Genomic DNA, 26651 nt, shown 5'->3' with positions numbered 1-26651 from the left:
ACGTTATTCAAAAAGCCCAATCTTCGGATTGGGCTTTTTTTAAATAATTCGAATAGCAAAGGGTTAATGTTTATTGATTAGGTTGAGAAGTGATCTATATTGTAGTTACTATATTTCTAAATTTTTCCGGTCTGCAAGCACCCAGCAAAATAAATAATTTATAAATCCAATGCAAGTGACAACACTAAAACTAATTAGCATTATAATCTGACTTTGATTCTTAGTCATTGGGATAACTAGTTGAACAAAAATAACGATACTGGAAACAGATGGTATTAGGGCTATGAATAAGCGGTAGGTTTTAGCTGCAGCAAAATGGCTCAGATGTTTTTCTCGTTCGTCGAAACTACTCATTTCCCTTTTTTTTGTATTATAGCCATCGTGTCCATATTTTTGATAAGCAAAACGTAGCAGACCAAAAACACTAGACCATATTAAGAAGATAAAAAATAAGCTCCCTGCGTTAATTTGTGATGACCCAGCTAGGGGTTTTGGCGATAAATTAATTATTTCGATAAGAGCGAGGGTTAACAAAATTGTAGTAATAATATTACCAACTTGCTCAAAAATTATTTTTTTCATGATTGAATTTCCTTCTCCTTGTCCAATTGAAATAATTTATCAATTGGTGTGTCTAATGCTTCTGAAAGTTGAAAGGCTAGCAGTAAAGAAGGTGTGTAGTTACCTTTTTCTAGAGATATAATCGTACGACGTGAGACACCAATTTTTTTAGCTAACTCTTCTTGTGTGAAAGCGCACGCTTTACGCTGCTGCTGTACAATATTTATAATGAACATAGTTATCATCCCTAATGTGAAATAAACTTCATAACTAGTTTATCATAGTATAATAAGTGTAGTCAACTTCGCTTATTATACGATTAACTTCGATTTCATGTTATATTTTAAATTTCTGTATTGAGTTGACACCCTTGGTAAATTCGGATAGACTTAACTATACGATTAACTCAATCTAGCGAGTATAAAAGCTGATCTGCCATTTATGGCTGTTCAGCTTTTCTTTATGTGGAGAGGTAAAGCAAGCATTATGGAAAAAGTATCTTTAAAAACAGCACTTGGCATTGTATCAGTCGCATTGGTCGCTTTTTCAGGTATCATGGCGGAAACAGCAATGAATGTGACGTTTCCAGTGTTAACAAAAGTTTTTAATACAAATTTAAATCTCATTCAATGGGTAACAACAGCTTATCTACTTGCAGTAACGGTTATGGTGACTACAAGTGCCTACTTGACCAAGCGGTTTAGCAGCCGAATGTTATGGTTGGTTAGTGTGTTTATTTTTATCATCGGCACATTAATTGCTGGGTTGGCCAACAATATTCCGGTGTTATTATTGGGACGTATTTTAGAAGGTATTTCTGCTGGTATTGCTATGCCACTAGTGTTTAACGTTGTTGTGGCGACTGTGCCACATGCCAAAATTGGTGTTTGGATGGGGTTAGCCGCATTAGTTGTTAGTTTGGCACCATCATTTGGGCCTACTTATGGGGGGGTATTAGTAGACACATTAGGCTGGCGATCCATCTTCTTTATTTTACTAATTGCACCCATATTGTCACTTATTTTAGGCTGGCGAACTGTTGTAGCTATCGAACGTTATCCTGTGAAACAAAAATTTGACGCGTTAGCATTTTCCTTGTTATCTATATTTTTGATAGTTACTTTACTAGTTGTGAACCAATTAGAACAGGGGCGTGTCAACTGGCTATTAGTTAGCATTATTATTGTCACACTAGTCGCTTTTATCTGGCGTGGGCGACACTCAAAACAAAGTTTTTTAGATTTAAAGTTATTTACTGAAGTGAAATTTGTTGCTTTATTATTGCCAATTTCATTATATATGTTTGTTATGTTGGGACTGAATTTAATTATTCCAACTTTCTTACAGGAAGTTTTGCATACATCTAGTTTTTTGGCAGGTTTTTCTTTATTACCTGGTTCACTGATTGGTGCTTTTTTAAACCCTATATTTGGTCGAGTATATGATTTAAAGGGTGCTAAACTACCCTTGTACGTAGGCAATTGGATTTTCACAATTGTTGTATTAATTATGGCTATTTGGACGCAACATTTGGCACTTATTTCGATTATTATGTTGTATATCGTGTTTATCATTGGTCGAAATATGGCTTTTACTGGGGCACAAACTGCAGCTCTAGTTGATGTACCAGCCTCAGAAAAGTCTGACGCAACAGCAATCATACAAACGTTACAGATGTTCATGGGGGCTTTAGGAACAACAGTTGGTGCTTTGTTACAAGCAAAACTGGGTGGACTGCATGGCTTTCAAATTTTTGGTTACTTATCAATTATCATAGCTATTCTGATTTTAGGGTTAATTATGTTATATTTTAATGCAAGCAAAAAGAACGCCTAGGCGTTCTTTTTCTATAGATAATCCATTCTTGGTTAAATAATATATTCTTTAAATAGCTCGCGTTCTAACTGCGATAATTCAACCGTGATTAAGCTACCATGTTCATCATAATCTTCTGTTATAAAAGTGTGATTTGCTGCTAACTTTGCTGAAATACCACCCTTATCAAAAGGTACATGGAGTTTGACTGTTGTAACATCTTTAAATATTTGTTGCTTAATCAATGTGATCAGTGCATCTTGTGAGGCAGTATCTAATGCTGAAATAGTAATTGCATTTTCACCCGATAATTCAGGATAAGTGAGTTCGGTTCGGTCTGCTTTATTATAGATAGTGATCATTGGGATGTCATGAATACCAACTTCAGCCAAGGTTGCTTCAGTAGTAGCCATCATCTCTTTATAATGGTCATCTGACACGTCGACAACTTGTAGTAGTAGATCAGCGCTGGCTGCTTCTTGCAGTGTTGATTTAAAGGCAGCGACTAAGTTATGGGGTAATTTAGAAACGAAGCCAACCGTATCACTTAATAAGAACTGCTTTTTATCTGGTAATGTAAGTTGACGTACGGTTGTGTTCAGCGTAGCAAAGAGCATATTTTTTTCAAACACTTGTTTGCTGGTGTCAGTATCGGCGCCAACGCCAAAACGTTTGAGCAAACGGTTCATTAATGTCGACTTGCCGGCATTTGTGTAGCCTACTAAGGCGACGTTAGCTAGGTCATTGCTATTACGACGTACAGTGCGTGTTGTGTCACTTTTTGTGAGTGAAGCCAGGTCTTGGCGAATATGAACCATTTGTGCGGTAATACGGCGACGAGATTCTTCCAACTTTGTTTCACCAGCACCACGTGATGTAAAGCCACCACCACCAGCACCTGTTTGTTGATCGAGACTAACCGACATGCTTGTGCGTAAACGTGGTAATTGGTATTGTAAGCGTGCTAATTGTACCTGTAATTTAGCTTCTTTAGTTTGTGCACGTTGTGCAAAAATATCTAAAATTAACCCAGTACGGTCAACGACTGTCACATTGGTCTCTTTTTCTAAGTTACGAATTTGTGAGGGGGATAATTCATCGTTGGCGATAATCATATCTACATCGTATGTTTTAACTGCTTCAGCCAATTCTTCAACTTTACCTTTACCAAAATACAATGCCGGATTAGGGCGTTCAAGCTTTTGTGTAAAAGTTTCAACTGGTTCTAGATTATTTGCTTTCGCTAGATTGCCTAATTCTTCTATTTCGTAGTTAAAACTACCGTTATTTGTTGTTAGACCCACCAAGAATACTTGGCGTGGGGCTTCTGTCGTTGAATGTTGCTCTGTCATATAAAAAATACCTCCAGTAAATTACGAGACTGGGGGCATTTTACGCGTCAAAGACAGCTAATTCCGAACCAATCTCAAGAAAATGTACACAAAAATAACTCAGTTATTTTTATCATACGGGATCTTAAAATTCATTCAACAAGTTACTGTACTTCCTTTATTAGATTATTGTTAGTGTAACAGTTTTTTGAAACATTGTCTATTAAAAAATTGTTGTATTGTCGTTGAAGTTCGTTAGTGTTGTACTATCAGGTGTTAGTTCTATCTGCATAACCGCACCATTAGTGACCGGTGTACTGGCAAAATCGTGGTGTCCTAGTTTTTCAGCGATTCCGCGAATTGTTGTACCGTGCGATACAATTAAGACATTATCACCATCGTTATGACGGTCTCTAATGTCAGCAAACCCATGTTGCACACGTTGTGTCCATTTGTCATCGGTTTCAGCAAAGCTAAATGGATCAGCTAGATGGAGTGTATCCATAGCATCAGGCATGCCATAGTTCTTAATTAATTCAGAATAAGATTCAAACGGCTCACTTTTAAAAGCATTGAGGGTTGTTGATACTACCTCGCTATCAATACCTTCAAATGATCCGAAAAATTGTTCACGGAAATCAGGTAATTGAGTTGGCTCTAGAGGTGAATCTACTGTGTTATTTTGTAAAATGTATCGTGCAGTATGGACAGCGCGAGTTAAATCGGATGAATAAGCACCGTCAAAGTGGAGGTTTGCCAACCGCAAACCTGCATCCAAGCCGTGTTGAATACCACGCTCTGTTAAAGGGGCGTCAGACCAGCCTTGAAAGCGGTGTAGAAAATTAAAATATGTTTCGCCATGGCGAACGATATAGAGGTTAATAGACATATTACTGGCGTGCTCCAAATTATACTTGGTTAAAATCACTATGTCGCAAATTATAAGTGATTAGTAGCTCAAGGTTATTGCAACACATTTCCTCCTAAAATTTATTAATTCCATTTTAACATTTAATGGTGTTAATTTCTTGAAAAGACAACTAAATAAAAAAACCGCCGAAGCGATTGATTATCTTGACGTGTTTTGAGACAAATCCTTTGTATTATGATCAGTGACATTTGTAATTTCGTCATCGTCAAAGACACCATTACTGTTAAGATCTTCTCGTGGTGTCGGTAACACTTGCACAATGAATTCAGAAATGTAGGCATTATCGTAATCTAAAGCTGTTATTTCAAAATTAGCAACTTTCATCATGTTTCCGGCTCTAAATTCAGGATCTTGATTTAAGATATAACCTGTCAATGTTACAGCATCATCGTCTTCTAATTCTTTAACATTTTGATTAAAGTATCGTTCAAAATCATAAAGCGTCATTTTACCAGATACTTTATAACGGTGATCACCGAGCTTTTCGATATAGTCATCGGACACATCATCAATTTCATCACGAACAGTACCGAATAATTCTTCATAGATATCTTTATCTGTAATTAAACCACTGGTACCACCATATTCGTCGACCACAATAGCAATCGGAGAGCGTTTAATAATCATTTCATCCATGACATCGTGTAAATCCATATTTTCAGGTACGGCTGGAATATCACGCATGATCTTAGAAACAGGATCATGATCATTGATTCGTGCTTGGCGAACCAAATCATAGTTGAAAACGTAGCCTAATACCTTATCTTTATCATTATCAGCAATGACTGGGAATCTTGAATAGCGTTCTTGCAGATATAAATTTAAGGCGTCAGATATTGGTGTTTTAACATCAACAGCAGTCATTGATGTCCGATCAATCATAATATCAACAGCTACCTTATCATTCATGGCAAAAGCACGTTGCATAAAGGTTAAATCTTCTTCATCTAATTCACCAGCGGCTGCTGCATTCTTAGATAAGGATAATATTTCAGTCTGTGAGTAAATATCTTCTTCACCGTCTGTTCGAAATCCAAGTAAGTGTGTAATAAAGTTAGACAAATGATCTAACGTCCAAATCAATGGAAATAGGGTAATATGGAAAAAACGAACGGGACGAACAATAATAAGTAGTACCTTAACAGGTGATTCAATAGCAATGTTTTTTGGTACTAAATCGGTGAATACAGCGTGAACCACAGTGAAGATAATCATTGCCGCAACCGATGAAACTGCGCGTGCATATTCTGCGGGGAGAATGTTAGAACCAAGAATGATTTGAGCGACTGTTTCTTCACCAACCCAACCTAAAATCAAACTTGTCAATGTAATTCCGACTTGTGCGGTTGACAGGTATTCGGTTAAATGTGTGACCATGTGAATGGCATTATCAATATTACGTGAGGGTTTGTCACGTGTATCTTTTAATGCACGTAAAGCACTAAGACGAACTTTAACCAAGGCATATTCTGTTAAAGTAAACAAAATAGCAAGTAACAGCACGACAACAATAATGAAAAAGTTGAAGAGCATAGACGGACCAGAATCCAAAATCGTAAACCTCTTTTCTAATATGTATACTATTGGGTATTATACCAGAAAATGAGATAAAAGATAAACCATAATAAAATTATAACTTTTAAAAAGCGAACATTTTTAAATTTTGAAATATTAAAGAAGAAAAAAAGCGAACGCAATTTCGCTATAAAAAGAATTGAATAAATATGTCTATAATAATAAAACGAACACTGACAACATTTTAACGAGTTTTATAATAAAGTGGCCACAAATAGAAATAAATGATACAAGATATAAAACATTGGTATAACAGTGTTTTTAAAGTTCGTATCGTAGATTCAAAATATTTTATATTAATTTTTTTATTAAACGCCGACTTTCCGCGTATCGTGGGAACAATTGTTTGTAAAGACTGATATTGTCCTTGTTTAATTCTGAAAAATAGGTAAACTAACAGATAGTAAATCAAAAAATAAATAAGCAACATAAATATAGAGGTAGTAGCATGGAAAAAGTGATAGTATATACGAAATACGACTGTGTACAGTGCAAAATGACTAAAAAGTTTTTAGAATCACAAGGCATTGCATTTAAAGAAATCAATATTGAAGAAGAAATAAAATATGTTGATGAGTTAAAAGCTGATGGGTTCCGTCAGACACCTGTAGTCTCAATTGAAGGCATGCCAAAGTTTTCTGGTTTCCGTCCGGATGTATTAAAAAAGATTTCAGCATAAACTGAAGCCAAAAAATATCGTGCGGTATGCAGGCGATATTTTTTTATTTTCACACGATACAGTATCTATAAAGAGATAGAGGACGAAAATTATGTCATTAAAAGACCTGAACCTAAATGAAGTGACTTATTTTGATTTGAATAATCAAATCAATATTCCTAAAAATGGCCAAATCCAACTTGAAAAAGATCAAGAAGCACTTGATGCTTTTTTGAGAGAGAATGTTCGACCAAATGTCATGAAGTTTGACTCATTGTCAGAACGTTTCGAATGGTTATTCGAGAATGATTTTTTGGAACGTGAATTTATAAAAAAGTATAATTTAGAGTTTATTGAGAAACTCTATGCTTATTTAAACGGCGAAAACTTTAAGTTTAAGTCTTTTATGGCGGCATTCAAGTTTTATAATCAGTACGCATTGAAAACTAATGACGGTCAATACTACATTGAAACGTACGTGGATCGTGTCGCTATGAATGCATTGTACTATGCTGACGGTGATGAAGTAGTTGCTTTACGTATAGCTGATGAAATGATTCACCAACGTTATCAACCAGCCACACCTAGTTTTTTGAATGCTGGCCGGGCACGTCGTGGTGAACTGGTGTCTTGTTTCATTATTCAAACTTCAGACGATATGAATTCAATCGGACGTACAATTAACTCTGCTTTACAATTGTCAAAGATGGGTGGGGGAGTTGGTATCACGCTGAGCAACGTTCGTGAAGGTGGCGCACCTGTGATGGGAATTGACAACGCCGCTGGTGGCGTTGTGCCAATTATGAAATTATTAGAAGATTCATTTACATTTTCATCACAAGTTGGGGCACGTCAAGGCGCTGGTGTGGCTTATTTATCAATATTCCATCCTGATATTATGCCTTTTTTGTCAACAAAGAAAGAGAATGCTGATGAAAAAATACGTGTCAAGACACTTTCTCTTGGTTTAACAGTGCCAGATAAGTTCTATGAACTTGTTAAAAATAATGAAAAGATGTATCTTTTCAGTCCAGCAGATGTTGAAGATGTCTATGGACAGCCATTTAATTATGTTGATATCACTGCTGAATATGACAAAATGGTGGCCAATGATAAAATTCGCAAGTATGAGTTGGACGCCCGTTCACTAGAAGAAGAAATTTCGAAATTACAACAAGAGTCGGGTTATCCTTATATTATTAATATCGATACGACCAATCGTGCCAACCCTATTTCTGGTAAGATTGTGTCGTCGAATTTATGTTCGGAAATTTTGCAGGTACAGGCACCATCAGACATTGATGATGATCAGCATTATACACGCTTAGGCTCAGATGTTAGTTGTAACTTAGGTTCAGTAAATATCGTGAATATGATGCATACTGATAATTTTGATCAATCAGTTGATGCTATGGTACGTGCGCTGACCTACGTTTCAGATACATCAAAGTTGGATGTTGTACCATCAATTGCTAAAGGTAATCATGAAAAGCATGCCATTGGTTTGGGTGCTATGGGACTGGCAGCATATTTTGCACAACATCAGATGTATTATGGTGATGAAGAAGCATTAGATTTCACATCAACATTTTTCATGACACTGAATTATTATTCCATCAAAGCATCAGTAAGGATTGCCAAAGAGCGTCATGAAACTTTCTTTGAATTTGATAAATCAGCCTACGCGGACGGATCATATTTTGATAAATATTTAGCTAAAGATTGGATACCAAAGACTACTAAGGTGATTCGAGAATTTGGTCAACATCATGTGCCAACAAAAAGTGACTGGCTTGAATTAAAAAATGATGTGATGACATATGGTATGTATCACGCTTATCGTCATGCCGTAGCACCGACAGGTTCGATATCTTATGTTAACGATACAACTGCGACACTATTGCCTATTGTTAATAAAATTGAAGAACGTCAAGAAGGTATGATTGGAAAGGTTTATTATCCAGCACCAGGATTGAGTAATGAAACGATGCCATATTATGTATCAGCTTATGATACTGATATGCGAAAGGTCATTGATGTTTATGCCACTGCTCAGGCGCATGTAGATCAGGGGATGTCGCTGACGCTATTTATGCGTTCGACATTACCAAGCGGTTTGTATGAATGGAAAAATGGTCGAACTGATAAAATGACAACCCGTGATCTAACTATCTTACGTAACTATGCGTTTCACAAGGATATTAAGTCATTGTATTATGTCCGCACATTTACTGATGATAACCAAGAGTCAGGTGTTAACGAGTGTGAGAGTTGCTCAATTTAGTTTTGAAAAGTAAATATGAAAACATACAGTTTATTGGAGATTTTCATACTTATTTGTGACAATTGTGTGATATGATTGGATAATTAAACAAAGGACATCGTATTAATGACAAAAATTAATGTCTTGTATGCTTCTACAGAGGGGAACACAATATCCTTTGTAGAAAAGCTCAAAAGTATTACAGAAGCTAATGGGGATGAGTTTAGTTCACGTCTTATTGGCGATGAAACGGATTATGCTAACGAGACAGAGCCATATATAGCGATTGTACCAACTTATCTCAATGGTGGAACGGGCACAGGACCTGAAGTAACCGAAATATTTACCAACGCTTTAGGTGACTATATTTCTTTTGGTCGTAATAGCGCTTATCTAAAAGGGATAGTTGGTTCTGGGAATCGCAATTTCAACGTACAATTTAATTTAACCGGATTACGATATGCCCAAAAATTTGGGGTACCTATGTTATTTGCTTATGAGTTACGTGGTAGCCAATTTGATGCGGAAAAAGTATATAATATCATAAAACCCTTATTTGGAGAATAACTGTGGAACATTCAAAAAACAACTCATATACAGCAATTAACTGGAATAATATTGAAGATGAACTAGACAAGGCAACTTGGGAAAAGTTGACACAACAATTTTGGCTAGATACACGTATTCCTATTTCAAATGATTTACGCATTTGGCGTGGAAACATGTCGCCACAAGAACGTCAAACGATGAACTTGGTGTTTGGTGGATTGACAACATTAGATACGTTGCAGTCACAAGATGGTATGTCACAGTTGAAATTAGATGCTGTCAATCAAAAAGAAGAAGCTGTTTTGAACAATATTCAATTTATGGAATCCGTTCATGCAAAATCATATTCATCAATTTTTGAAACATTAAACCAAAAATCTGAAATTGAAGCTATCTTTGATTGGGCTGATACTAATGAATTTCTACAATACAAAGCTAATCGTATTAACGATATTTATCAGACAGGTTCACCTTTACAAAAGAAAATTGCTTCAGTATTTTTGGAAACTTTTTTGTTTTATTCTGGCTTTTACACGCCATTGTATTTCTTAGGTCACAACAAAATGTTGAACGTGGCAGAGATTATTAAATTGATCATTCGCGATGAGTCAGTGCACGGCACATATATTGGTTATAAATTTCAAATTGGTTTTAATCGACTACCTGAAGCCGAACGCGATTCGTTACAAACATGGATGTATGATCTGCTTTATGAATTGTATGATAATGAAGAAAAGTATACACACGAACTTTATGATGATTTGGGATGGACTGAACAAGTCCTAACTTTCCTGCGTTACAATGCTAACAAGGCATTGATGAACTTAGGCCAAGAACCAATGTTTCCGGATGGGGCAGAAGATGTCAACCCAATTGTTATGAATGGAATCTCAACATCCACGGCTAATCATGATTTCTTTTCTGGTGTAGGAAATGGTTATTTGCTTGGGGCCGTTGAAGCCATGGAAGCAGACGATTATACAATTGGATTAGACAAAAAAGACGAGTAATTGTATTAGAATTTAACAGTAACATGTTAATTATTATGCTAAAAATAAAGGCTTGATTCCATTAAATTTGGAATCAAGCCTTTATTTTATAGTATAACTATGAGTTGCGTTATTAGATTTCATCGTGTTTGAAGAGTGTGATGTTGGATTTTAAAAAAGTTGCTAGCTTTGGGTATAGTGAGGCAGATAATATAACCCAAGCGTAAGCTAACAAAACAGCTGCAAAAGTATCACTCAAAAAATTGGCGTTGAAATATATGCGGCTCATAATTGTCATTAGGCCAATCACAACTATCAGCCAACGACTAATTAATTGTGTCAACGGTGAATTAATATTAGGAATGACTAATATCACGACAATAAAAATGACAACGAATAAACTAAATACATGGTTGCTAGGGAAAGATGGTCCGTTATCAGCAAGTAGGTGCCCGATTGGCCTGTCTCTGTTAACTATTATTTTTATGATCGTAGTGAATAGATTACCAAATAACAGTGTCAACACAGTCCAAATCGCTGGGATACGTAATTCTGCGATAATAAGCACACCGGCCAGAATGAGTGCGTAAACAATATCAACGATAGGATTTCCCAGAAAAGCGGCAATACTCATCATGACATCTCCAAAGGGTGTTTGGAACTGATTAAACAAATTGTGAATGGCATTATCAAGTGCAACAGGCAGCACAAAATTTAATTTAACAAGAGCGGCCAGTAATATAGCGATGATAAAGCTAATTATTGCGTAGCGACGCTGTTTATTTTTAGTGGCTATAATCATGATATTCTACTCCAAATTCGGATTTTAACCTTATTCTAGTATAATGAATGCTGGTCATATAAACAAGGTTATTGGTATAAAAATATTAGTATATCACAATTTCATAGTGGTAATGGTGATATTTTAATAAAAGAAGGGGTTGCCAGAGTATCGTAAATTTGATATGATAGTATAGTTGTTTGAGATATGGGAGTGTAGCGAAGTCTGGCTAAACGCGACGGACTGTAACTCCGTTCCTTCGGGTTCGTAGGTTCGAATCCTACCGCTCCCATAGCCGATATAATAGTTAACGGCTAAATAAATTAACTATTGCCCCTTCGCCAAGTGGTAAGGCAGTGGTTTTTGGTACCGCTATGCGCTGGTTCGAATCCAGCAGGGGCAATAATTAAGAGGATGCTAATGTGCATCCTTTTTTATTTATACACGTAACCAAATAAAAATACCGTTACTACAATTAGTTAGTAACGGTATTTTTATTTGGATTGAGATTACTTACTCAATGTCTTCTTAGAGATAACTTCTAAATTATCATCCAAATCATAAACTAGTGGTTGTCCATTAGCGATTTCAAGGTTTAAGATGTCATCATCCGAGATATGCTCGAGATGTTTTGCCAAAGCGCGCAATGAGTTACCATGTGCCGCGATAACAACATTTTTACCAGCTTTCAAATCCTTTGAGATATCTGATTCCCAGAAAGGTAACACACGTTCCAAAGTAATCTTCAAGTTTTCGCCTAATGGTAATTCACCTTCAGGAACATCAGCGTAACGACGATCGAAAGCAGGGTAAGTGTTACCTTGTACTTCAACTTCTTTATCATAGCTATCTAGTAGTGGAGGCAAAACGTCATACGAACGACGCCAGATGTGTACTTGTTCATCGCCCCATTTTTCAGCAGCTTCTGCTTTATTTTGACCTTGCAATGCACCATAGTGACGTTCATTTAAACGCCATGATTTAGCTTCAGGAATGAACAACTGACCAGCTTCTTCAAGTGCATAATGCAATGTTGTGATTGCACGTGTCAAAACAGATGTATATGCTTGATCGAATTGAATATCTTCAGCTGCCAACAATTGACCAGCTTCTTTAGCTTGGGCGACACCCTTATCAGATAATTTTGTGTCAATCCAACCGTTGAACAAGTTCAATGCATTCCATTCACTTTGACCGTGACGGATTAATACTAACTTAGACATGTGTGATAAACTCCTTAGTTTGTGTTTAATTTAACGATTCTATTATACCACGAATAGTGGACACAAAAAAACTCGCCGAAGCGAGTTTTGAAAGTTTTAGAACTTAATCTTACAACTTTGTGATGTTTGCAGCTTGCAAACCACGATCTGATGATTCAACTTCGAATTCAACAGCTTGACCTTCTTCAAGAGTCTTGAAGCCGTCACCTTGAATAGCTGAGAAATGTGCGAAGACATCTTCACCATTTTCGCGAGTTACGAAACCGTAACCCTTTTCGCCGTTAAACCACTTTACTGTGCCTTTTTCCATGATATGTTTCTCCTTTTGGTGTGCTCACCAATAATTTTTTGTTTGTAACTTAAATAATTGGTACTTGAGCGCCTTCCTAGAAAAACAAATCAAAATCAAAAACTTTTATTACTCATTTAGTATAACACATCTGAGAGAAGAAGCAAGGGAAAAAACAAAATACCGAAAAAATGCTGTTTATTAACTATTACAGAGAATAGCCCTCTATGACTATTTTATAGAAAATGATGATGGTTCTCAATATTTAGGTGGTAACTCATGGAATGACTACTGGTACCTTGACGACTTATTGGATTTACGCTATAATTATTGGGTTGTCAATATGACATATGCAGCTGTGGCGGAATTGGCAGACGCGCAGGATTAAGGATCCTGTGCCCGTTTAGGGCGTGCGGGTTCGACTCCCGCTAGCTGCATTTCAGCTGGGTTACTAACATGGATTGTTAGTAACTCAGTTTTTTTATTGTTAATGATAGACTCGGGAAGAAATAATCAACAAATTAATTGTTTTTCTACCATAATATCCTTTGTTATTTTAGTGTGTTAGGGTTTTGTGGTAAAATAGAAGCATTGGAGAACAAATATGTTACTTTTCAAACGAAAACAGCATGCTTCGAAAGAGGTAGAAGAGACAGTATCGCAAACAGCAATTGAAACGATACAGCAAGAAAATGACGACTTACTGGATAAGATTGAGGCTTTGAAACTTGATGTTTCTGAGCTAACGGCAGAAAATCAACGCTTAACTGAGCAATTGACACGCAGTAAATATCAACGTTCATTGATTAAAACAAGCATGGGCTTGGGTGTATTGGTTATTAGTTATGGCATATTAAATCTTATTAATGAAGACTCGCGTTATACTGCAATTTTTCTTTTGATTGAAGCAGCATTTATGTTTATGATGTTACGAGGAGATGATAAATAATTATGGTAAGAATTCATAAAGAACATCGTGTGCCGTTTGTTGTAGCAAATTGGAAAATTAATAAATTGCAGGCAGATGTTGCCGATTTCTTAAAGCAAGTTAATAGTGAAGTGCCGGATCAGAAAATCGTTGAAACAGGCATTGCAGCACAGGACTTGTTTTTAGCTAATATGGTGCGTGACACTGTTGACTCACCGATTCATGTTGTCGCTGAAAATGTACATTGGGAAGATAGTGGTGCCTATACAGGCGAAACTTCGCCTAAGGCACTTAAAGATATTGGTGCAGAGTACGTTTTAATTGGACACTTTGAACGCCGTAAATTCTTTAATGAAACGGATTCGACTGTTAATCTTAAGGTGACGGCAGCTTTACGTAACGGTTTACGTCCTATTATTGATGTTGATGAAGATATGAGAACTTATGCGCAATTCATGGATGCTGATCCTTCTGTTGCTCAAGTAGCGGCTGCTTTAGCTGGCGTATCCGTTGATCAGATTCGAAACGTTACAATTGCTTATGAACCAACATGGGCGATTGGATCAGGGGAGGCAGCTACAGCTGATCAAGCGCAAAAAGCAGCACATCTTATCCGTCAAACTTTAGCCAAACTGTATTCACCAGTTATTGCTGAGCAAGTTCGTGTATTGTATGGTGGATCAGTGACACCAGAAAATGCGCGCGAAATTATGTCGCAAGCAGATATTGATGGTGTATTAGTTGGTACGGCTGCTTTAGACCCTAAAAAGTTCCTACAGTTAGTTGAAATAGCACGAGACCCAAATGTACCAACTTTTGACACTGAAAATGTTTAAAATTAAGTGATTAAATTAAGAAATAGCTTGTTGAGAGAGCATTGTGATTATTTAGATGGTTACTTGCAAATATATATCAAAAGCGTATAATTAAATATAGTAATACTGTGAATAAATACGGAATTTTGCGAAATATTGTCCGCAATACCTTTATATTGGAGCAAACGTTGTCTGCGGAAACAGCGGCGATTGCTTTTTTTGTGCCTATACGAGGATAAATTCACTAGAATATTTGAATTTGTAATCAAACTGTAACAAACAAAACACAGCGAAAAACAAACGAGGTGATAAGTGTGGCAGGACATTTAGTAAAGTATGGTAAACATCGTACCCGTCGTTCATATGCTAGCATCAAAGAAGTTCTTGATGTGCCAAATTTGATTGAAATTCAAACGGCGTCATATCAATGGTTCTTAGACGATGGTATTAAGGAAATGTTTGGTGATATCATGCCAATCGATGACTTTCAAGGGACTTTGTCTTTGGAATATGTCGATTATCAATTGATGGAACCAAAATATAATATTGATGAGGCACGTGAACACGATGCCAACTATTCAGCGCCATTACACGTAACTTTGCGTTTGACAAACCATGAAACCGGTGAAATCAAGTCGCAAGACGTATTCTTTGGCGATTTTCCATTGATGACTGAACAGGGAACTTTCATCATTAATGGTGCAGAACGTGTTATTGTTTCACAGTTAGTGCGTTCCCCTGGTATTTATTATAATCAAGAAAATGATAAAAACGGACGACCACGTTACGGTACTACGGTTATTCCTAACCGTGGTGCATGGTTAGAATACGAAACCGATGCCAAAGGTATCGCCAATGTACGTATTGACCGCACACGTAAGTTGTTGATGACTGAATTAGTGCGTGCACTTGGTTTTGGTTCAGATTCAGATATTATTGATATTTTTTCAGATCAATATGATGCTTTGAACATGACTTTGGAAAAAGATGTGCATAAAGACATGTCTGATTCTCGTGTCGAAGAGGCTTTAAAGGATGTTTACGAACGTTTGCGTCCGGGCGAACCTAAGACAGCCGATTCATCACGTGCGTTGTTAGTCGCAAGGTTCTTTGATCCAAAACGTTATGATTTGGCATCTGTTGGTCGTTATAAAGTTAACAAAAAGTTGTCGTTAAAGACACGCTTATTGAATCAAACATTAGCTGAAACATTAGCTGATCCAGATTCAGGTGAAGTTATTGTTGAAAAGGGAACGTTGGTAGATAAGACAGTGATGTCAAAACTATCACCATTCTTGGATCGTGAAGATTTCAAGACAACAACATATACACCATCTGGTGATGCAGTTCTTGAAGAACCTGTAACACTTCAGAAAATCAAGATTGAATCACCTGCAAACCCAGAAAAGACATTAGTATTGATTGGCAATGGTCATATTGATGCTGATGACCGTACAGTACGTCCTGCAGATATTTTGGCAGGTATGAACTACTTCTTGAACTTACAAGAAGGTATCGGTAACGTTGATGATATCGATCATTTAGGTAATCGTCGTATCCGTTCTGTTGGGGAATTATTACAAAATCAATTCCGTATCGGATTAACACGTATGGAACGTGTTGTTCGTGAACGTATGTCAATTCAAGATGCCAACACGGTGACACCACAACAATTAATTAACATTCGTCCAGTTGTTGCTGCTGTTAAGGAATTCTTTGGTTCATCACAATTGTCACAGTTCATGGATCAAACTAACCCATTGGGTGAAATGAACCACAAGCGCCGTTTGTCAGCTCTTGGACCGGGTGGTCTTACGCGTGATCGTGCCGGCGTTGAAGTTCGAGATGTTCACTATACACATTATGGTCGTATTGACCCAATTGAGACGCCAGAAGGTCCAAACATCGGGTTAATTAACTCCTTGGCAACATATGGTCGTATCAACAAGTATGGCTTTATCGAAACGCCATACCGACGTGTTGATTGGACAACGCATAAAGTTACCGAAAAAATTGATTATTTGACTGCTGATGAGGAAGATAACTTCATTGTTGCACAAGCTAACTCACCCTTAAATGATGATGGTAGCTTTGTTCACGAGACAGTTATGGCTCGTTTCGGTGAAGAAAACATCGAGACACCAATTGACCGTATTGACTACATGGACGTTTCGCCAAAGCAGGTTGTTTCAGTTGGTACTGCTGCAATTCCTTTCTTGGAAAACGATGATTCGAACCGTGCGTTAATGGGTGCCAACATGCAACGTCAAGCTGTTCCACTGCTTGATCCACATGCACCACTTGTTGGTACTGGTATTGAATATAAAGCAGCCCATGATTCGGGTGTTGCTATGATATCACGTGCAGCCGGTATGGTTGAATATGTTGATGGTCATCAAATTCGTGTTCGTCGTGAAGATGGTCAATTAGATACATATGAATTGATGAAATTCCGTCGTTCGAACGGTGGTAAAAACTATAACCAAAAGCCAATTGTTCATGAAGGTGAACATATTGAAGCTGATGAAGTTTTGGCAGATGGTCCTTCAATGGAACAAGGTGAATTAGCCTTGGGACAAAACCCATTAATTGCCTTTATGACATGGCAGGGTTATAACTTCGAAGATGCCATTGTTTTGAATGAACGTTTGGTTCGTGAAGATGTTTATACGTCAATTCACATAGAAGAATACGATTCAGAAGCTCGAGATACAAAACTTGGACCGGAAGAAATGACACGTGAAATTCCTAATACTGGTGAAGATCAGTTGAAGGATTTGGATGCTGATGGGATTATCCGCATCGGAGCCGAAGTTCATGATGGCGACATTTTGGTTGGTAAGGTAACACCAAAGGGTGTGACAGAATTATCAGCTGAAGAACGTTTGTTACATGCTATCTTTGGTGAAAAAGCACGTGAAGTACGTGATACGTCACTACGTGTACCTCATGGCGGCGGCGGTGTAGTTCAGAATGTTCGTATTTATACACCTGAAAATGGTGATGAACTTGCACCAGGCGTGAATATGATGGTCCGTGTTTATATTGCACAAAAGCGTAAGATTCAAGTTGGTGATAAAATGGCTGGTCGTCATGGTAACAAGGGAACTGTTTCCGTTGTTGTTCCTGAAGAAGATATGCCATATATGCCTGATGGTACACCAATTGATATCTTGTTGTCACCCATGGGTGTGCCTTCACGTATGAATATTGGTCAAGTACTTGAATTACACCTAGGTTTTGCCGCTAAAAAACTTGGCATTCATGTTGCATCACCTGTCTTTGATGGTGCATCTGATGATGAGATTGAAGCAGCTTTGCGTGAAGCTGGTTTGCCACAAGATGGTAAGTCTGTTGTCTATGATGGTCGCACCGGTGAAGCATTTGATAAGCGCGTTGGTGTGGGTGTCATGCATTATATGAAGTTAGCTCACATGGTTGACGATAAAATTCATGCACGTTCAATCGGACCTTACTCACTTGTTACACAACAGCCTTTGGGTGGTAAAGCACAATTCGGTGGACAGCGTTTCGGTGAAATGGAAGTTTGGGCACTTGAAGCTTATGGTGCAGCATATACATTGCAAGAAATTCTGACTTATAAGTCAGATGATGTTGCTGGTCGTGTGAAGGTTTATGAATCAATTATTAAGGGTGAACCAATTCCACGTCCTGGTGTACCAGAATCTTTCCGTGTGTTGGTTAAAGAATTACAAGCACTTGGATTGGATATGCAAGTATTAGATGGTGCTGGTAGTGAAGTTGAACTTCGTCAAATGGACGAAGATGACTCTATATTACCTGTTGATGCACTTGAAAAGTTAGCACGTACAAATCCTGACTTGTTAAATAAAGAAGATGAAGAAGTTGCTGCAGCATTTTCGAAGGTTGAAACCCAAGACAAATCTGAAGTAAATAACGAATTGTAATGAAACAATAAAACGTGTCGTGTAAATCACTGCACGTTTGTTATAAGATGTTGTCAATCGATTGATTGAGAATGGCTTATAGCAGACGTGCAGTGGATAAAATATACAACCGTTATATTAATAAATAATGAAAGGTAACAGCAAATAGATGGCAATCGATGTTAATAAGTTCGAAAGTATGCAAATCGGTTTGGCTTCTCCTGATAAGATTCGTTCATGGTCTTATGGTGAAGTAAAGAAGCCAGAAACGATTAACTATCGAACACTTAAGCCAGAAAAAGATGGCTTGTTCGATGAACGCATCTTCGGACCTACAAAAGATTATGAATGTGCCTGCGGTAAGTATAAGCGAATCCGTTATAAGGGGATTGTTTGTGACCGTTGTGGTGTTGAAGTGACATCATCAAAAGTTCGTCGTGAACGTATGGGGCACATCGAATTAGCTGCACCTGTTACACACATTTGGTACTTCAAGGGTATTCCATCACGTATGGGTCTTGTCTTAGACATGTCACCCCGTTCACTTGAAGAAATTATTTACTTTGCTTCATACGTTGTCATTGAACCAGGTGACGCGCCTGTAGAAAAGAAACAATTACTCACAGAACGTGAATATCGTGAATTGAAGCGCGAATTTGGTGCTAGTTTTAAAGCTGGCATGGGTGCTGAAGCGATTAAAGATTTGTTAGCCAATGTTGATTTGGCTGGTGAAGCAGATCAACTAAAGCGTGAATTACAAGAAGCAACGGGTCAAAAACGTGTACGTGCAGTACGTCGTTTGGATATCATTGAAGCTTTCTTACAATCAGATAATAAACCACAGTGGATGGTTATGGACGTTGTTCCAGTTATTCCACCAGATTTACGCCCTATGGTGCAATTGGAAGGTGGTCGTTTTGCCACTTCTGATTTAAATGATTTGTATCGTCGTGTGATCAACCGTAATAATCGTTTAAAGCGTTTGCTTGACTTAAATGCTCCTGGCATTATCGTGCAAAATGAAAAGCGTATGTTGCAAGAAGCTGTTGATGCATTGATTGATAACGGTCGTCGTGGTCGTCCAGTGGCTGGTCCTGGTAACCGCCCACTAAAGTCACTTTCTCACATGTTGAAGGGTAAGCAAGGTCGCTTCCGTCAAAACTTGTTGGGTAAGCGTGTTGATTATTCAGGACGTTCAGTTATCGATGTTGGTCCTTTCTTGAAGATGAACCAAATGGGATTGCCACGTCCAATGGCAATTGAATTATTCCGTCCATTTATCATGAAAGAATTAACAACACGAAAGTTAGCTGGAAATGTCAAATCTGCTAAGCGTAAGATTGACAAGGCTGATGAAGATGTTATGGATGTATTGGAAGATGTTATCAAAGAACATCCAGTTCTTTTGAACCGTGCACCTACGCTTCACCGTTTGGGAATTCAAGCTTTCGAACCTGTTCTTGTATCAGGAAAAGCAATGCGTCTACATCCATTGGTTACTGAAGCCTATAACGCTGATTTCGATGGTGATCAGATGGCCATCCACGTACCTTTGTCAGATGAAGCACAAGCAGAAGCACGTTTGTTAATGCTTGCGGCGGGACATATTTTGGCACCAAAAGATGGTAAACCAATTGTTGCCCCATCACAGGATATGGTTATTGGAAACTATTACTTAACGACAGAAGAAGTTGGTCGTGAAGGTGAAGGAATGATTTTTTCTTCAGTTGAAGAAGCTAAAATTGCCTTTGCAAGTAAAGTCGTACATTATCATACACGTGTCGGCATTCAAACGTCAGCATTCCCTTCAGCAAAGCCATTCACTTCTGAACAGCGTGAAAAAATATTGGTAACATCAGTTGGTAAGTTGATCTTTAATGAGATTTTACCGGTTGATTTTCCATATATTAATGAACCTTCAGAAGAAAATTTCAAGGGTATTGATGATCAATTCTTCATGGCACCAGGTGAAGACATTAATGAATTTTTGTCAGATGCACCAATTATTGGCGCATTCAAAAAAGGATTCTTGTCAGACGTTATTGCTGAAGTTTATAAGCGTTATAAGGTAACAGAGACATCTTTGTTACTTGACCGTATGAAAGATTTGGGTTACGACAAGTCAACCGAATCAGGTCTAACAGTTTCAATGAACGATGTGACTGAGTTAACTGAAAAGCCTGCTATTTTGGAAGATGCACATAAGCAAGTTGCTACAGTGACAAAACAATTCCGTCGTGGACTGATTACAGATACTGAACGTTATCAACGTGTAACTGAGATTTGGACTAAAGCTAAGGATATTATTCAAGATAAGTTGATTGAATCCTTTGAACCAACGAACCCTATCTTTATGATGCAGGATTCAGGTGCTCGAGGAAACATCTCTAACTTCGTTCAGCTAGCTGGTATGCGTGGATTGATGGCTGGACCTGGTGGTAAGATTATCGAATTGCCAGTTACAGCTAACTTCCGTGAAGGATTGACAGTGATGGAAATGTTTATTTCTACTCACGGTGCTCGTAAAGGGATGTCCGATACGGCTTTGAAGACTGCCAATTCTGGTTACTTGACTCGTCGATTGGTTGATGTTGCGCAAGATGTTATTGTTCGTGAATGGGACAATGATGCTGACCGTGGTGTGCCGGTTCAAGCAATTATGGATGGTACATCAGTTGTTGAACCACTTTATGATCGTATTTTGGGACGTTATGCAATGAAATCTGTTTTTGATCCAGAAACAGGTGAGAAAATTGTGTCACGTAACGAAATGATAGATGAAGATATTGCCAAGCAGATTGTTGCTGCAGGTATCGAGAAGGTAACTATTCGTTCTGTCTTTACTTCAACGACTGAGCATGGTGTTTCAGTGCTTGACTATGGTCGTAACTTGGCTACTGGAGAAGAAGTTGAAGTCGGTGAAGCAGTTGGAACAGTTGCTGCACAATCGATTGGTGAACCAGGTACTCAGTTGACCATGCGTAACTTCCACACAGGTGGTGTTGCCGGTGGTAATGATATTACACAAGGTTTGCCACGTGTGCAAGAAATTGTTGAAGCACGTATTCCTAAAGGACGTGCTGAAATTTCTGAAGTGACGGGAACTGTTACTTCAATTGAGGAAAATCCAGCTGAACGTACGAAGGCTATCACAATTGAAGGTGAAACAGATACACGAACATATACTCTACCATTAGTAGCGCGTATGAGATTTGCCGAAGGTGATGACATTCAACGTGGTGAGGCAATTAACGAAGGACCTGTTGATCCTAAGGAGCTATTGTCTGTCACAGATACGTTGACAACTGAATCATATATGTTGACCGAAATACAAAAGGTTTATCGATTGCAAGGTATTGAAGTGTCTGATAAGCATATCGAAGTTATGATTCGTCAAATGTTGCGTAAGATTCGCGTAATGGATCCAGGTGACACGAGTCTTTTGCCAGGTATGTTGATGGATATTGCTGACTTCAAACGAGCAAATGAAACAGCTTTGTTTGATGGTCTTGTACCAGCTACAGCACGTCCTGTATTACTTGGTATTACAAAGGCGGCTCTGGAAACAAATTCATTCTTGTCAGCTGCGTCATTCCAAGAAACAACACGTGTCTTGACTGATGCTGCTATTCGTGGCAAGAACGATCCATTAGTTGGATTGAAAGAGAACGTTATTATTGGTAAGATTATTCCTGCTGGAACTGGTATGGCCGAATATCGTAAGATTAAGACTAAGGTAGTTGGGGATGTTATTTCACAACTTGAAAATGAAACAGAACCTACACCAGATATTCCAAAATTGGATGATGTTGTTAAAACATTTGAAGAATAATAATGTTAGTAAAATAGATTTTATTAAACTATCGTTTAATATATGATGAGATGTCAGTTGTGTTTGATACCAAACACAACTGACATTTTTATATGAAATTATTACTTTAGAAACCAATTATGCCAAAAAAAGACCAATTATGCCAAATTTATAGGCATAATTGGTCTTTTAATTTATACTAAAATAGTTCTGCAGAACAAGTATGGAAAATTATACACGCGTTCAAATTCTCGCGTATAATGGAACTATGCATAAATTACAATACGAACAAATGAATGGATTATCGTTAGCTTATATCGGCGATGCAATCTACGAACTCGAAGTACGTCAACACTTGATTTCACTAGGATTAACCAAGGTGAACGAATTACAAAAGCGAAGCAAGCATTATGTTTCGGCTAAAGCTCATGCTGCGTTGTTTGAATTAATGGGAATAGATGATGTATTAACTGAAACGGAATTAATTTATTTTAAACGTGGACGCAATGCAAAATCACATACGAAAGCAAAAAATACGGATGTGATTACATATCGCATATCTACAGGCGTAGAAGCGTTGTTTGGTTTTTTGTATCTATCACAGCAACAAGAACGTGTCAGCGAATTAATGACTTGGATATTTAATCAGGTGGAATCAGGGAGAACAAGTGAATGAAACAGGAACAGAATAAACCCAACCAAACAGAATTTGTCTTTGGTCACTATGCTAGTGTTGAAACACTAAAGGGTACCCAGGAAATTAACAAAGTCTGGTTACAGACCGGGCTACAGGATAAAATACGGAATGAAGTGACACAACTAGCTAAGAAAAAGGGATTGGTCATTCAACAAGCACCTAAATCGAAACTTGATGAGCTCACCGATGGTGGTAATCATCAAGGTGTTGTTTTAAGTGTCGCAGCGTTTGAATACGCCAGTATCGACGATCTATTTGATAATGCAAAGCGTCATAATGAGGAACCATTTTTCTTAATTTTGGATGGTATTGAAGATCCACATAATTTAGGATCTATAATACGTACCGCAGATGCAGCTGGTGTTCATGGTATTATTATTCCAAAACGTCGGGCTGTACAATTGACCGCAACAGTAGCGAAAATTTCCACTGGTGCAATTGAACATGTACCGGTAGTCCGTGTTACTAATTTAGTAAACACAGTCAGTGAGTTGAAGGATCGAGGTGTTTGGGTTTTTGGTACCGATGTAGCTGGAGAAGATTATCGACGGTTAGATGCCAAAGGCGCAACGGCACTTGTCATTGGTAACGAGGGTAAGGGCCTGTCACCTTTATTAAAAAAGAAAGTTGATGGTATGTTGACCATTCCAATGGTTGGTCATGTCCAAAGTTTAAATGCTAGTGTGGCAGCGAGTTTGTTGATATATCAAGGATTTAGTTCACGTCATCCATTATAAGAATAGTGTTTGGTGATAGTTTTGTTGCACTTTGACTATGGCTAAGCATATTTATAACGGAGAATAAATGTGAGAAAAGATAGATTAGTTGCAGTAGTACGTGCTGCACAAAATGGACATGACATTGCTTATAATGTCTTAGTTCACCATTTACGCGGAGCAATTTTTGATGTGCATCGACGAAAAGTTAGTAGTCGAATGACTGCAGATGATTGGTACTCAGATGCGTTGACAGTATTAACGAAATGTGTTGATAAATTTGATACAGTAACACCGCGAGCCAAATTTTCGACTTACTTTATTACTGCATTGTCCAACCACGCAATTGATTTAGTCCGGTCATATTACACTGCAAAAGCAAATTTTGAAAAAAGTATGGTGTCGGAAGCTAACGATGAGACTGGTAATTTATTTAATAGTGGAACAGATACTTATAACCCAGAGCATATTTATGTTTTACGTGATATGCTTAAAACAACACAGATTGCGAATTCACCAGAGTTTAGAGAAGTTGTTTTACAACTTTTGGGTGTTAGTGATACACAACCAGTGATAACCTCACGGCGTTTTGAACAAATGCAATATCGTTTTAAAAAAGCAATGCAATCAGCAATAACCACATGATAATCATTTTTTTAGTCGACAAATTGTGTTTCGCTTACCACTCTGTGATATAATATACATGGTATAAAACCATAAACCAAAGGAGAATTAGACATATGTCTTTAATTACTGATATTATCGCACGCGAAGTCCTTGACTCACGTGGAAACCCTACACTTGAAGCTGAAGTCATCACAGAATTGGGTGGTTTCGGTCGCGGTATGGTACCTTCTGGTGCTTCAACTGGCGAACATGAAGCTGTTGAATTGCGTGATGGTGACAAGTCACGTTTCGGCGGTAAGGGGACAACAAAGGCTGTTGCCAATGTTAACGATGCTATCGCTAAGGCTTTGGTTGGTAAGTTCGATGTAACTGACCAACGTGCAATCGATCAAGCTATGATCGAACTCGACGGTACAGAAAACAAAGGTAAGTTAGGCGCAAATGCTATTTTGGCTGTATCAATTGCTGCTGCTCGCGCAGCTGCTGATGAATTAGGTGTGCCTTTGTTCTCATACTTGGGTGGTGCAAATTCATACGTATTGCCAACACCTATGATGAACGTTATCAATGGTGGTGCTCACTCAGCTAACAAGGTTGATTTCCAAGAATTCATGATTATGCCTGTTGGTGCGCCAACAGTTAAAGAAGCAATTCGTTACGGTGCAGAAACTTTCCATGCTTTGAAGAAGTTGTTAGAAGCTGATGGTAAGGCGACATCAGTTGGTGATGAAGGTGGATTTGCACCTGATTTCGCTGATAACGAAGAACCTTTGAAGTATTTGATTCGCGCTATCGAATCTGCAGGTTATAAGCCAGGTCAAGATATCGCTATTGCTGTCGATGTTGCTTCATCAGAATTGTATGATGCTGCCTCAAAGACATATAAGTTGCGTTGGTCAACAGGTGATGAATTCACAACGCCTGAATTTATCAAATATCTTGAAGATTTGGCAGACCGTTACCCAATTATTTCAATCGAAGATCCTATCGATGAAAACGAGTGGGAAGATTGGGCTACAATCACTGCTGAATTGGGAAAGAAAGTTCAATTGGTTGGTGATGACTTCTTTGTTACTAACACACAGTACCTTGAAAAGGGTATCAACATGGGCGCTGCTAACTCAATTTTGATCAAGGTAAACCAAATTGGTACTTTGACAGAAACTTTCGAAGCTATTGAAATGGCTAAAGAAGCTGGTTACACTGCTATCGTGTCACACCGTTCAGGTGAAACAGAAGATACAACAATTTCTGATTTGGTTGTTGCTACAAATGCTGGTCAAATTAAGACGGGTTCATTGTCACGTACTGATCGTATTGCAAAGTACAACCAATTGATTCGTATTGAAGAATTGTTGGATACAACTGCCAAGTATAAGGGAATTCATTCATTCTACAACTTGTCAGCTGCTGCACGTGAATCAATTCAAAGTAAGTAATATCATTTAAAAATCATCTCCTAATTAGAGGTGATTTTTTAGTACATAAAATAAGGAAGTATAGCCATGGACAGTATTGTTTCTGAGAATAACGCAACAGGAGTTGACCGTACATTAAGACGCTGTGAGTGGGTAAGTTCAACTCATACTTCAGATATGATGATTATTTATCATGATACGGAGTGGGGGTTCCCAGTTCATGATGATGTCAAATTATTTGAATTATTAACATTAGAAATTTTTCAAGCAGGTTTAAGTTGGGAAATTTCACTAAAAAAACGATCAGGCTTAAATGCTGTGTTTTATAAATTTGATATTGACCAAGTTACTCAAATGATGGATGATGATATTATCAGGTTGAAACAAGATACACGCATTATTCGCAATAGTTTAAAGATTGCCGCAACGATTAATAATGCGCAGGCTATAAAACGTGTTCAGCAAACATTTGGTAGCTTTTCGCAGTATCTGTGGTCATTTACAGATAATCGTGTCATTAATCACCACGTCCAGCATGCTAGTGATGTATTAGCACAAGATGATCATTCAAAAAAAGTCGCTAAAGATATGAAACAACGAGGCTTTAAGTTTACAGGTCCAGTGACAATATATTCTTTTTTACAAGCTATGGGTGTGATCAACGACCATGAGCAACACTGTGATTTTAACCCAGATAATGATGCATTAAACTGACAAGAAGGACAAGTATTGACTGTTAAATAGAATATGATAAAGAGGGGATGTA

The 26651-nt window shown here is 37.8% G+C and carries 22 protein-coding genes and 3 tRNA genes; 17 read left to right on the top strand and 8 right to left on the bottom strand.

Annotated elements, in window-relative coordinates:
- Positions 1-108 precede the first annotated feature (108 nt).
- Both FGL89_RS03810 and FGL89_RS03805 read right to left on the bottom strand, forming a co-directional pair.
- Positions 109-582: a hypothetical protein gene (locus tag FGL89_RS03810; RefSeq protein ID WP_014973721.1), complete on the bottom strand. Its 474-nt coding sequence runs from the start codon at positions 580-582 to the stop codon at positions 109-111.
- Positions 579-797, bottom strand: coding sequence for a helix-turn-helix transcriptional regulator (locus FGL89_RS03805; protein WP_014973722.1), 219 nt, complete (start codon positions 795-797; stop codon positions 579-581). The genes FGL89_RS03810 and FGL89_RS03805 overlap by 4 nt, the downstream gene beginning before the upstream one ends.
- 250 nt (positions 798-1047) lie before the next feature.
- On the opposite strand from FGL89_RS03805, the gene FGL89_RS03800 reads away from it, so the two are divergent.
- Positions 1048-2397, top strand: a complete 1350-nt coding sequence (locus tag FGL89_RS03800) for an MFS transporter (RefSeq protein ID WP_014973723.1) — start codon at positions 1048-1050, stop codon at positions 2395-2397.
- Between the two features lie 32 nt (positions 2398-2429).
- Here FGL89_RS03800 and hflX read toward each other — a convergent pair whose 3' ends face one another.
- The 3 genes from hflX to FGL89_RS03785 form a co-directional block, all read right to left on the bottom strand.
- Positions 2430-3728, bottom strand: a complete 1299-nt coding sequence (gene hflX / locus FGL89_RS03795) for a GTPase HflX (RefSeq protein ID WP_014973724.1) — start codon at positions 3726-3728, stop codon at positions 2430-2432.
- 202 nt (positions 3729-3930) lie between these two features.
- On the bottom strand, positions 3931-4596 hold the full coding sequence (locus tag FGL89_RS03790; RefSeq protein ID WP_014973725.1) for a histidine phosphatase family protein: 666 nt from the start codon (positions 4594-4596) through the stop codon (positions 3931-3933).
- Between the two features lie 180 nt (positions 4597-4776).
- A complete protein-coding gene (locus FGL89_RS03785; protein ID WP_014973726.1) occupies positions 4777-6189 on the bottom strand; it encodes a hemolysin family protein in 1413 nt (470 codons plus the stop codon).
- A gap of 472 nt (positions 6190-6661) precedes the next feature.
- Between FGL89_RS03785 and nrdH the strand changes: the two genes are divergently transcribed.
- From nrdH to nrdF, 4 genes are all read left to right on the top strand, one after another.
- Positions 6662-6892 (top strand): glutaredoxin-like protein NrdH, encoded by a 231-nt coding sequence (nrdH, locus tag FGL89_RS03780; protein WP_019040573.1) that lies wholly within the window; start codon positions 6662-6664, stop codon positions 6890-6892.
- Between the two features lie 91 nt (positions 6893-6983).
- A complete protein-coding gene (gene nrdE, locus FGL89_RS03775; protein WP_014973728.1) occupies positions 6984-9155 on the top strand; it encodes a class 1b ribonucleoside-diphosphate reductase subunit alpha in 2172 nt (723 codons plus the stop codon).
- Positions 9156-9260: 105 nt separating this feature from the next.
- Positions 9261-9701, top strand: coding sequence for a class Ib ribonucleoside-diphosphate reductase assembly flavoprotein NrdI (locus FGL89_RS03770; RefSeq protein ID WP_014973729.1), 441 nt, complete (start codon positions 9261-9263; stop codon positions 9699-9701).
- Between the two features lie 2 nt (positions 9702-9703).
- Positions 9704-10693 (top strand): class 1b ribonucleoside-diphosphate reductase subunit beta, encoded by a 990-nt coding sequence (gene nrdF, locus FGL89_RS03765; protein WP_014973730.1) that lies wholly within the window; start codon positions 9704-9706, stop codon positions 10691-10693.
- A gap of 112 nt (positions 10694-10805) precedes the next feature.
- Here the strand turns inward: nrdF and FGL89_RS03760 are convergent, their stop codons facing one another.
- The gene (locus FGL89_RS03760) at positions 10806-11474 is read right to left on the bottom strand and encodes a phosphatase PAP2 family protein (RefSeq protein ID WP_014973731.1); all 669 of its coding nucleotides are present in this window, start codon (positions 11472-11474) and stop codon (positions 10806-10808) included.
- 188 nt (positions 11475-11662) lie between these two features.
- Here FGL89_RS03760 and FGL89_RS03755 point away from each other — a divergent pair.
- Both FGL89_RS03755 and FGL89_RS03750 read left to right on the top strand, forming a co-directional pair.
- Positions 11663-11745, top strand: a tRNA-Tyr gene (locus FGL89_RS03755).
- Positions 11746-11784: 39 nt separating this feature from the next.
- Positions 11785-11856 (top strand) — tRNA-Gln (locus FGL89_RS03750).
- Positions 11857-11962: 106 nt separating this feature from the next.
- Here FGL89_RS03750 and gpmA read toward each other — a convergent pair.
- Positions 11963-12676, bottom strand: a complete 714-nt coding sequence (gene gpmA, locus FGL89_RS03745) for a 2,3-diphosphoglycerate-dependent phosphoglycerate mutase (RefSeq protein WP_014973732.1) — start codon at positions 12674-12676, stop codon at positions 11963-11965.
- Between the two features lie 109 nt (positions 12677-12785).
- A complete protein-coding gene (locus FGL89_RS03740; RefSeq protein WP_014973733.1) occupies positions 12786-12986 on the bottom strand; it encodes a cold-shock protein in 201 nt (66 codons plus the stop codon).
- Positions 12987-13317: 331 nt separating this feature from the next.
- Between FGL89_RS03740 and FGL89_RS03735 the strand changes: the two genes are divergently transcribed.
- The 10 genes from FGL89_RS03735 (at position 13318) to FGL89_RS03690 (ending at position 26599) form a co-directional block, all read left to right on the top strand.
- Positions 13318-13402: transfer RNA gene (locus tag FGL89_RS03735), tRNA-Leu, on the top strand.
- 167 nt (positions 13403-13569) lie between these two features.
- On the top strand, positions 13570-13914 hold the full coding sequence (locus FGL89_RS03730; RefSeq protein WP_014973734.1) for a hypothetical protein: 345 nt from the start codon (positions 13570-13572) through the stop codon (positions 13912-13914).
- 2 nt (positions 13915-13916) lie between these two features.
- Positions 13917-14729 carry a triose-phosphate isomerase gene (gene tpiA / locus FGL89_RS03725; protein ID WP_014973735.1) on the top strand — a complete coding sequence of 271 codons (813 nt, stop codon included), beginning with the start codon at positions 13917-13919 and terminating at the stop codon, positions 14727-14729.
- A gap of 293 nt (positions 14730-15022) precedes the next feature.
- Positions 15023-18637, top strand: a complete 3615-nt coding sequence (gene rpoB, locus FGL89_RS03720; protein ID WP_014973736.1) for a DNA-directed RNA polymerase subunit beta — start codon at positions 15023-15025, stop codon at positions 18635-18637.
- A 148-nt stretch (positions 18638-18785) separates the two neighbouring features.
- Positions 18786-22448, top strand: a complete 3663-nt coding sequence (rpoC, locus tag FGL89_RS03715; RefSeq protein ID WP_014973737.1) for a DNA-directed RNA polymerase subunit beta' — start codon at positions 18786-18788, stop codon at positions 22446-22448.
- A 247-nt stretch (positions 22449-22695) separates the two neighbouring features.
- Complete coding sequence (locus tag FGL89_RS03710; RefSeq protein ID WP_014973738.1) at positions 22696-23103, top strand: Mini-ribonuclease 3; 408 nt, start codon at positions 22696-22698, stop codon at positions 23101-23103.
- Positions 23100-23861 carry a 23S rRNA (guanosine(2251)-2'-O)-methyltransferase RlmB gene (rlmB, locus tag FGL89_RS03705; protein ID WP_014973739.1) on the top strand — a complete coding sequence of 254 codons (762 nt, stop codon included), beginning with the start codon at positions 23100-23102 and terminating at the stop codon, positions 23859-23861. Before FGL89_RS03710 ends, rlmB begins: the two co-directional genes overlap by 4 nt.
- A 69-nt stretch (positions 23862-23930) precedes the next feature.
- A complete protein-coding gene (locus FGL89_RS03700) occupies positions 23931-24485 on the top strand; it encodes a sigma factor (protein ID WP_014973740.1) in 555 nt (184 codons plus the stop codon).
- A gap of 95 nt (positions 24486-24580) precedes the next feature.
- Positions 24581-25906, top strand: coding sequence for a phosphopyruvate hydratase (eno, locus tag FGL89_RS03695; RefSeq protein WP_014973741.1), 1326 nt, complete (start codon positions 24581-24583; stop codon positions 25904-25906).
- Positions 25907-25972: 66 nt separating this feature from the next.
- Complete coding sequence (locus tag FGL89_RS03690; RefSeq protein ID WP_014973742.1) at positions 25973-26599, top strand: DNA-3-methyladenine glycosylase I; 627 nt, start codon at positions 25973-25975, stop codon at positions 26597-26599.
- Positions 26600-26651: the final 52 nt, after the last annotated feature.

The organism is Leuconostoc carnosum (assembly GCF_007954525.1).
In the GTDB taxonomy this organism is placed as follows: domain Bacteria; phylum Bacillota; class Bacilli; order Lactobacillales; family Lactobacillaceae; genus Leuconostoc; species Leuconostoc carnosum.
The sequence above is the reverse complement of the archived record's forward strand: the minus strand, read 5'-3'. Positions and strand labels throughout refer to the sequence as shown.

What these genes read in the sequence shown, in the direction of transcription:
- FGL89_RS03810 (WP_014973721.1), bottom strand. Translation starts at nt 582, where the DNA reads ATGAAAAAAATAATTTTTGAGCAAGTTGGTAATATTATTACTACAATT.
- FGL89_RS03805 (WP_014973722.1), bottom strand. Translation starts at nt 797, where the DNA reads ATGTTCATTATAAATATTGTACAGCAGCAGCGTAAAGCGTGCGCTTTC.
- FGL89_RS03800 (WP_014973723.1), top strand. Translation starts at nt 1,048, where the DNA reads ATGGAAAAAGTATCTTTAAAAACAGCACTTGGCATTGTATCAGTCGCA.
- hflX (WP_014973724.1), bottom strand. Translation starts at nt 3,728, where the DNA reads ATGACAGAGCAACATTCAACGACAGAAGCCCCACGCCAAGTATTCTTG.
- FGL89_RS03790 (WP_014973725.1), bottom strand. Translation starts at nt 4,596, where the DNA reads ATGTCTATTAACCTCTATATCGTTCGCCATGGCGAAACATATTTTAAT.
- nrdH (WP_019040573.1), top strand. Translation starts at nt 6,662, where the DNA reads ATGGAAAAAGTGATAGTATATACGAAATACGACTGTGTACAGTGCAAA.
- nrdE (WP_014973728.1), top strand. Translation starts at nt 6,984, where the DNA reads ATGTCATTAAAAGACCTGAACCTAAATGAAGTGACTTATTTTGATTTG.
- FGL89_RS03770 (WP_014973729.1), top strand. Translation starts at nt 9,261, where the DNA reads ATGACAAAAATTAATGTCTTGTATGCTTCTACAGAGGGGAACACAATA.
- FGL89_RS03760 (WP_014973731.1), bottom strand. Translation starts at nt 11,474, where the DNA reads ATGATTATAGCCACTAAAAATAAACAGCGTCGCTACGCAATAATTAGC.
- gpmA (WP_014973732.1), bottom strand. Translation starts at nt 12,676, where the DNA reads ATGTCTAAGTTAGTATTAATCCGTCACGGTCAAAGTGAATGGAATGCA.
- FGL89_RS03740 (WP_014973733.1), bottom strand. Translation starts at nt 12,986, where the DNA reads ATGGAAAAAGGCACAGTAAAGTGGTTTAACGGCGAAAAGGGTTACGGT.
- FGL89_RS03730 (WP_014973734.1), top strand. Translation starts at nt 13,570, where the DNA reads ATGTTACTTTTCAAACGAAAACAGCATGCTTCGAAAGAGGTAGAAGAG.
- tpiA (WP_014973735.1), top strand. Translation starts at nt 13,917, where the DNA reads ATGGTAAGAATTCATAAAGAACATCGTGTGCCGTTTGTTGTAGCAAAT.
- rpoC (WP_014973737.1), top strand. Translation starts at nt 18,786, where the DNA reads ATGGCAATCGATGTTAATAAGTTCGAAAGTATGCAAATCGGTTTGGCT.
- FGL89_RS03710 (WP_014973738.1), top strand. Translation starts at nt 22,696, where the DNA reads ATGCATAAATTACAATACGAACAAATGAATGGATTATCGTTAGCTTAT.
- rlmB (WP_014973739.1), top strand. Translation starts at nt 23,100, where the DNA reads ATGAAACAGGAACAGAATAAACCCAACCAAACAGAATTTGTCTTTGGT.
- eno (WP_014973741.1), top strand. Translation starts at nt 24,581, where the DNA reads ATGTCTTTAATTACTGATATTATCGCACGCGAAGTCCTTGACTCACGT.
- FGL89_RS03690 (WP_014973742.1), top strand. Translation starts at nt 25,973, where the DNA reads ATGGACAGTATTGTTTCTGAGAATAACGCAACAGGAGTTGACCGTACA.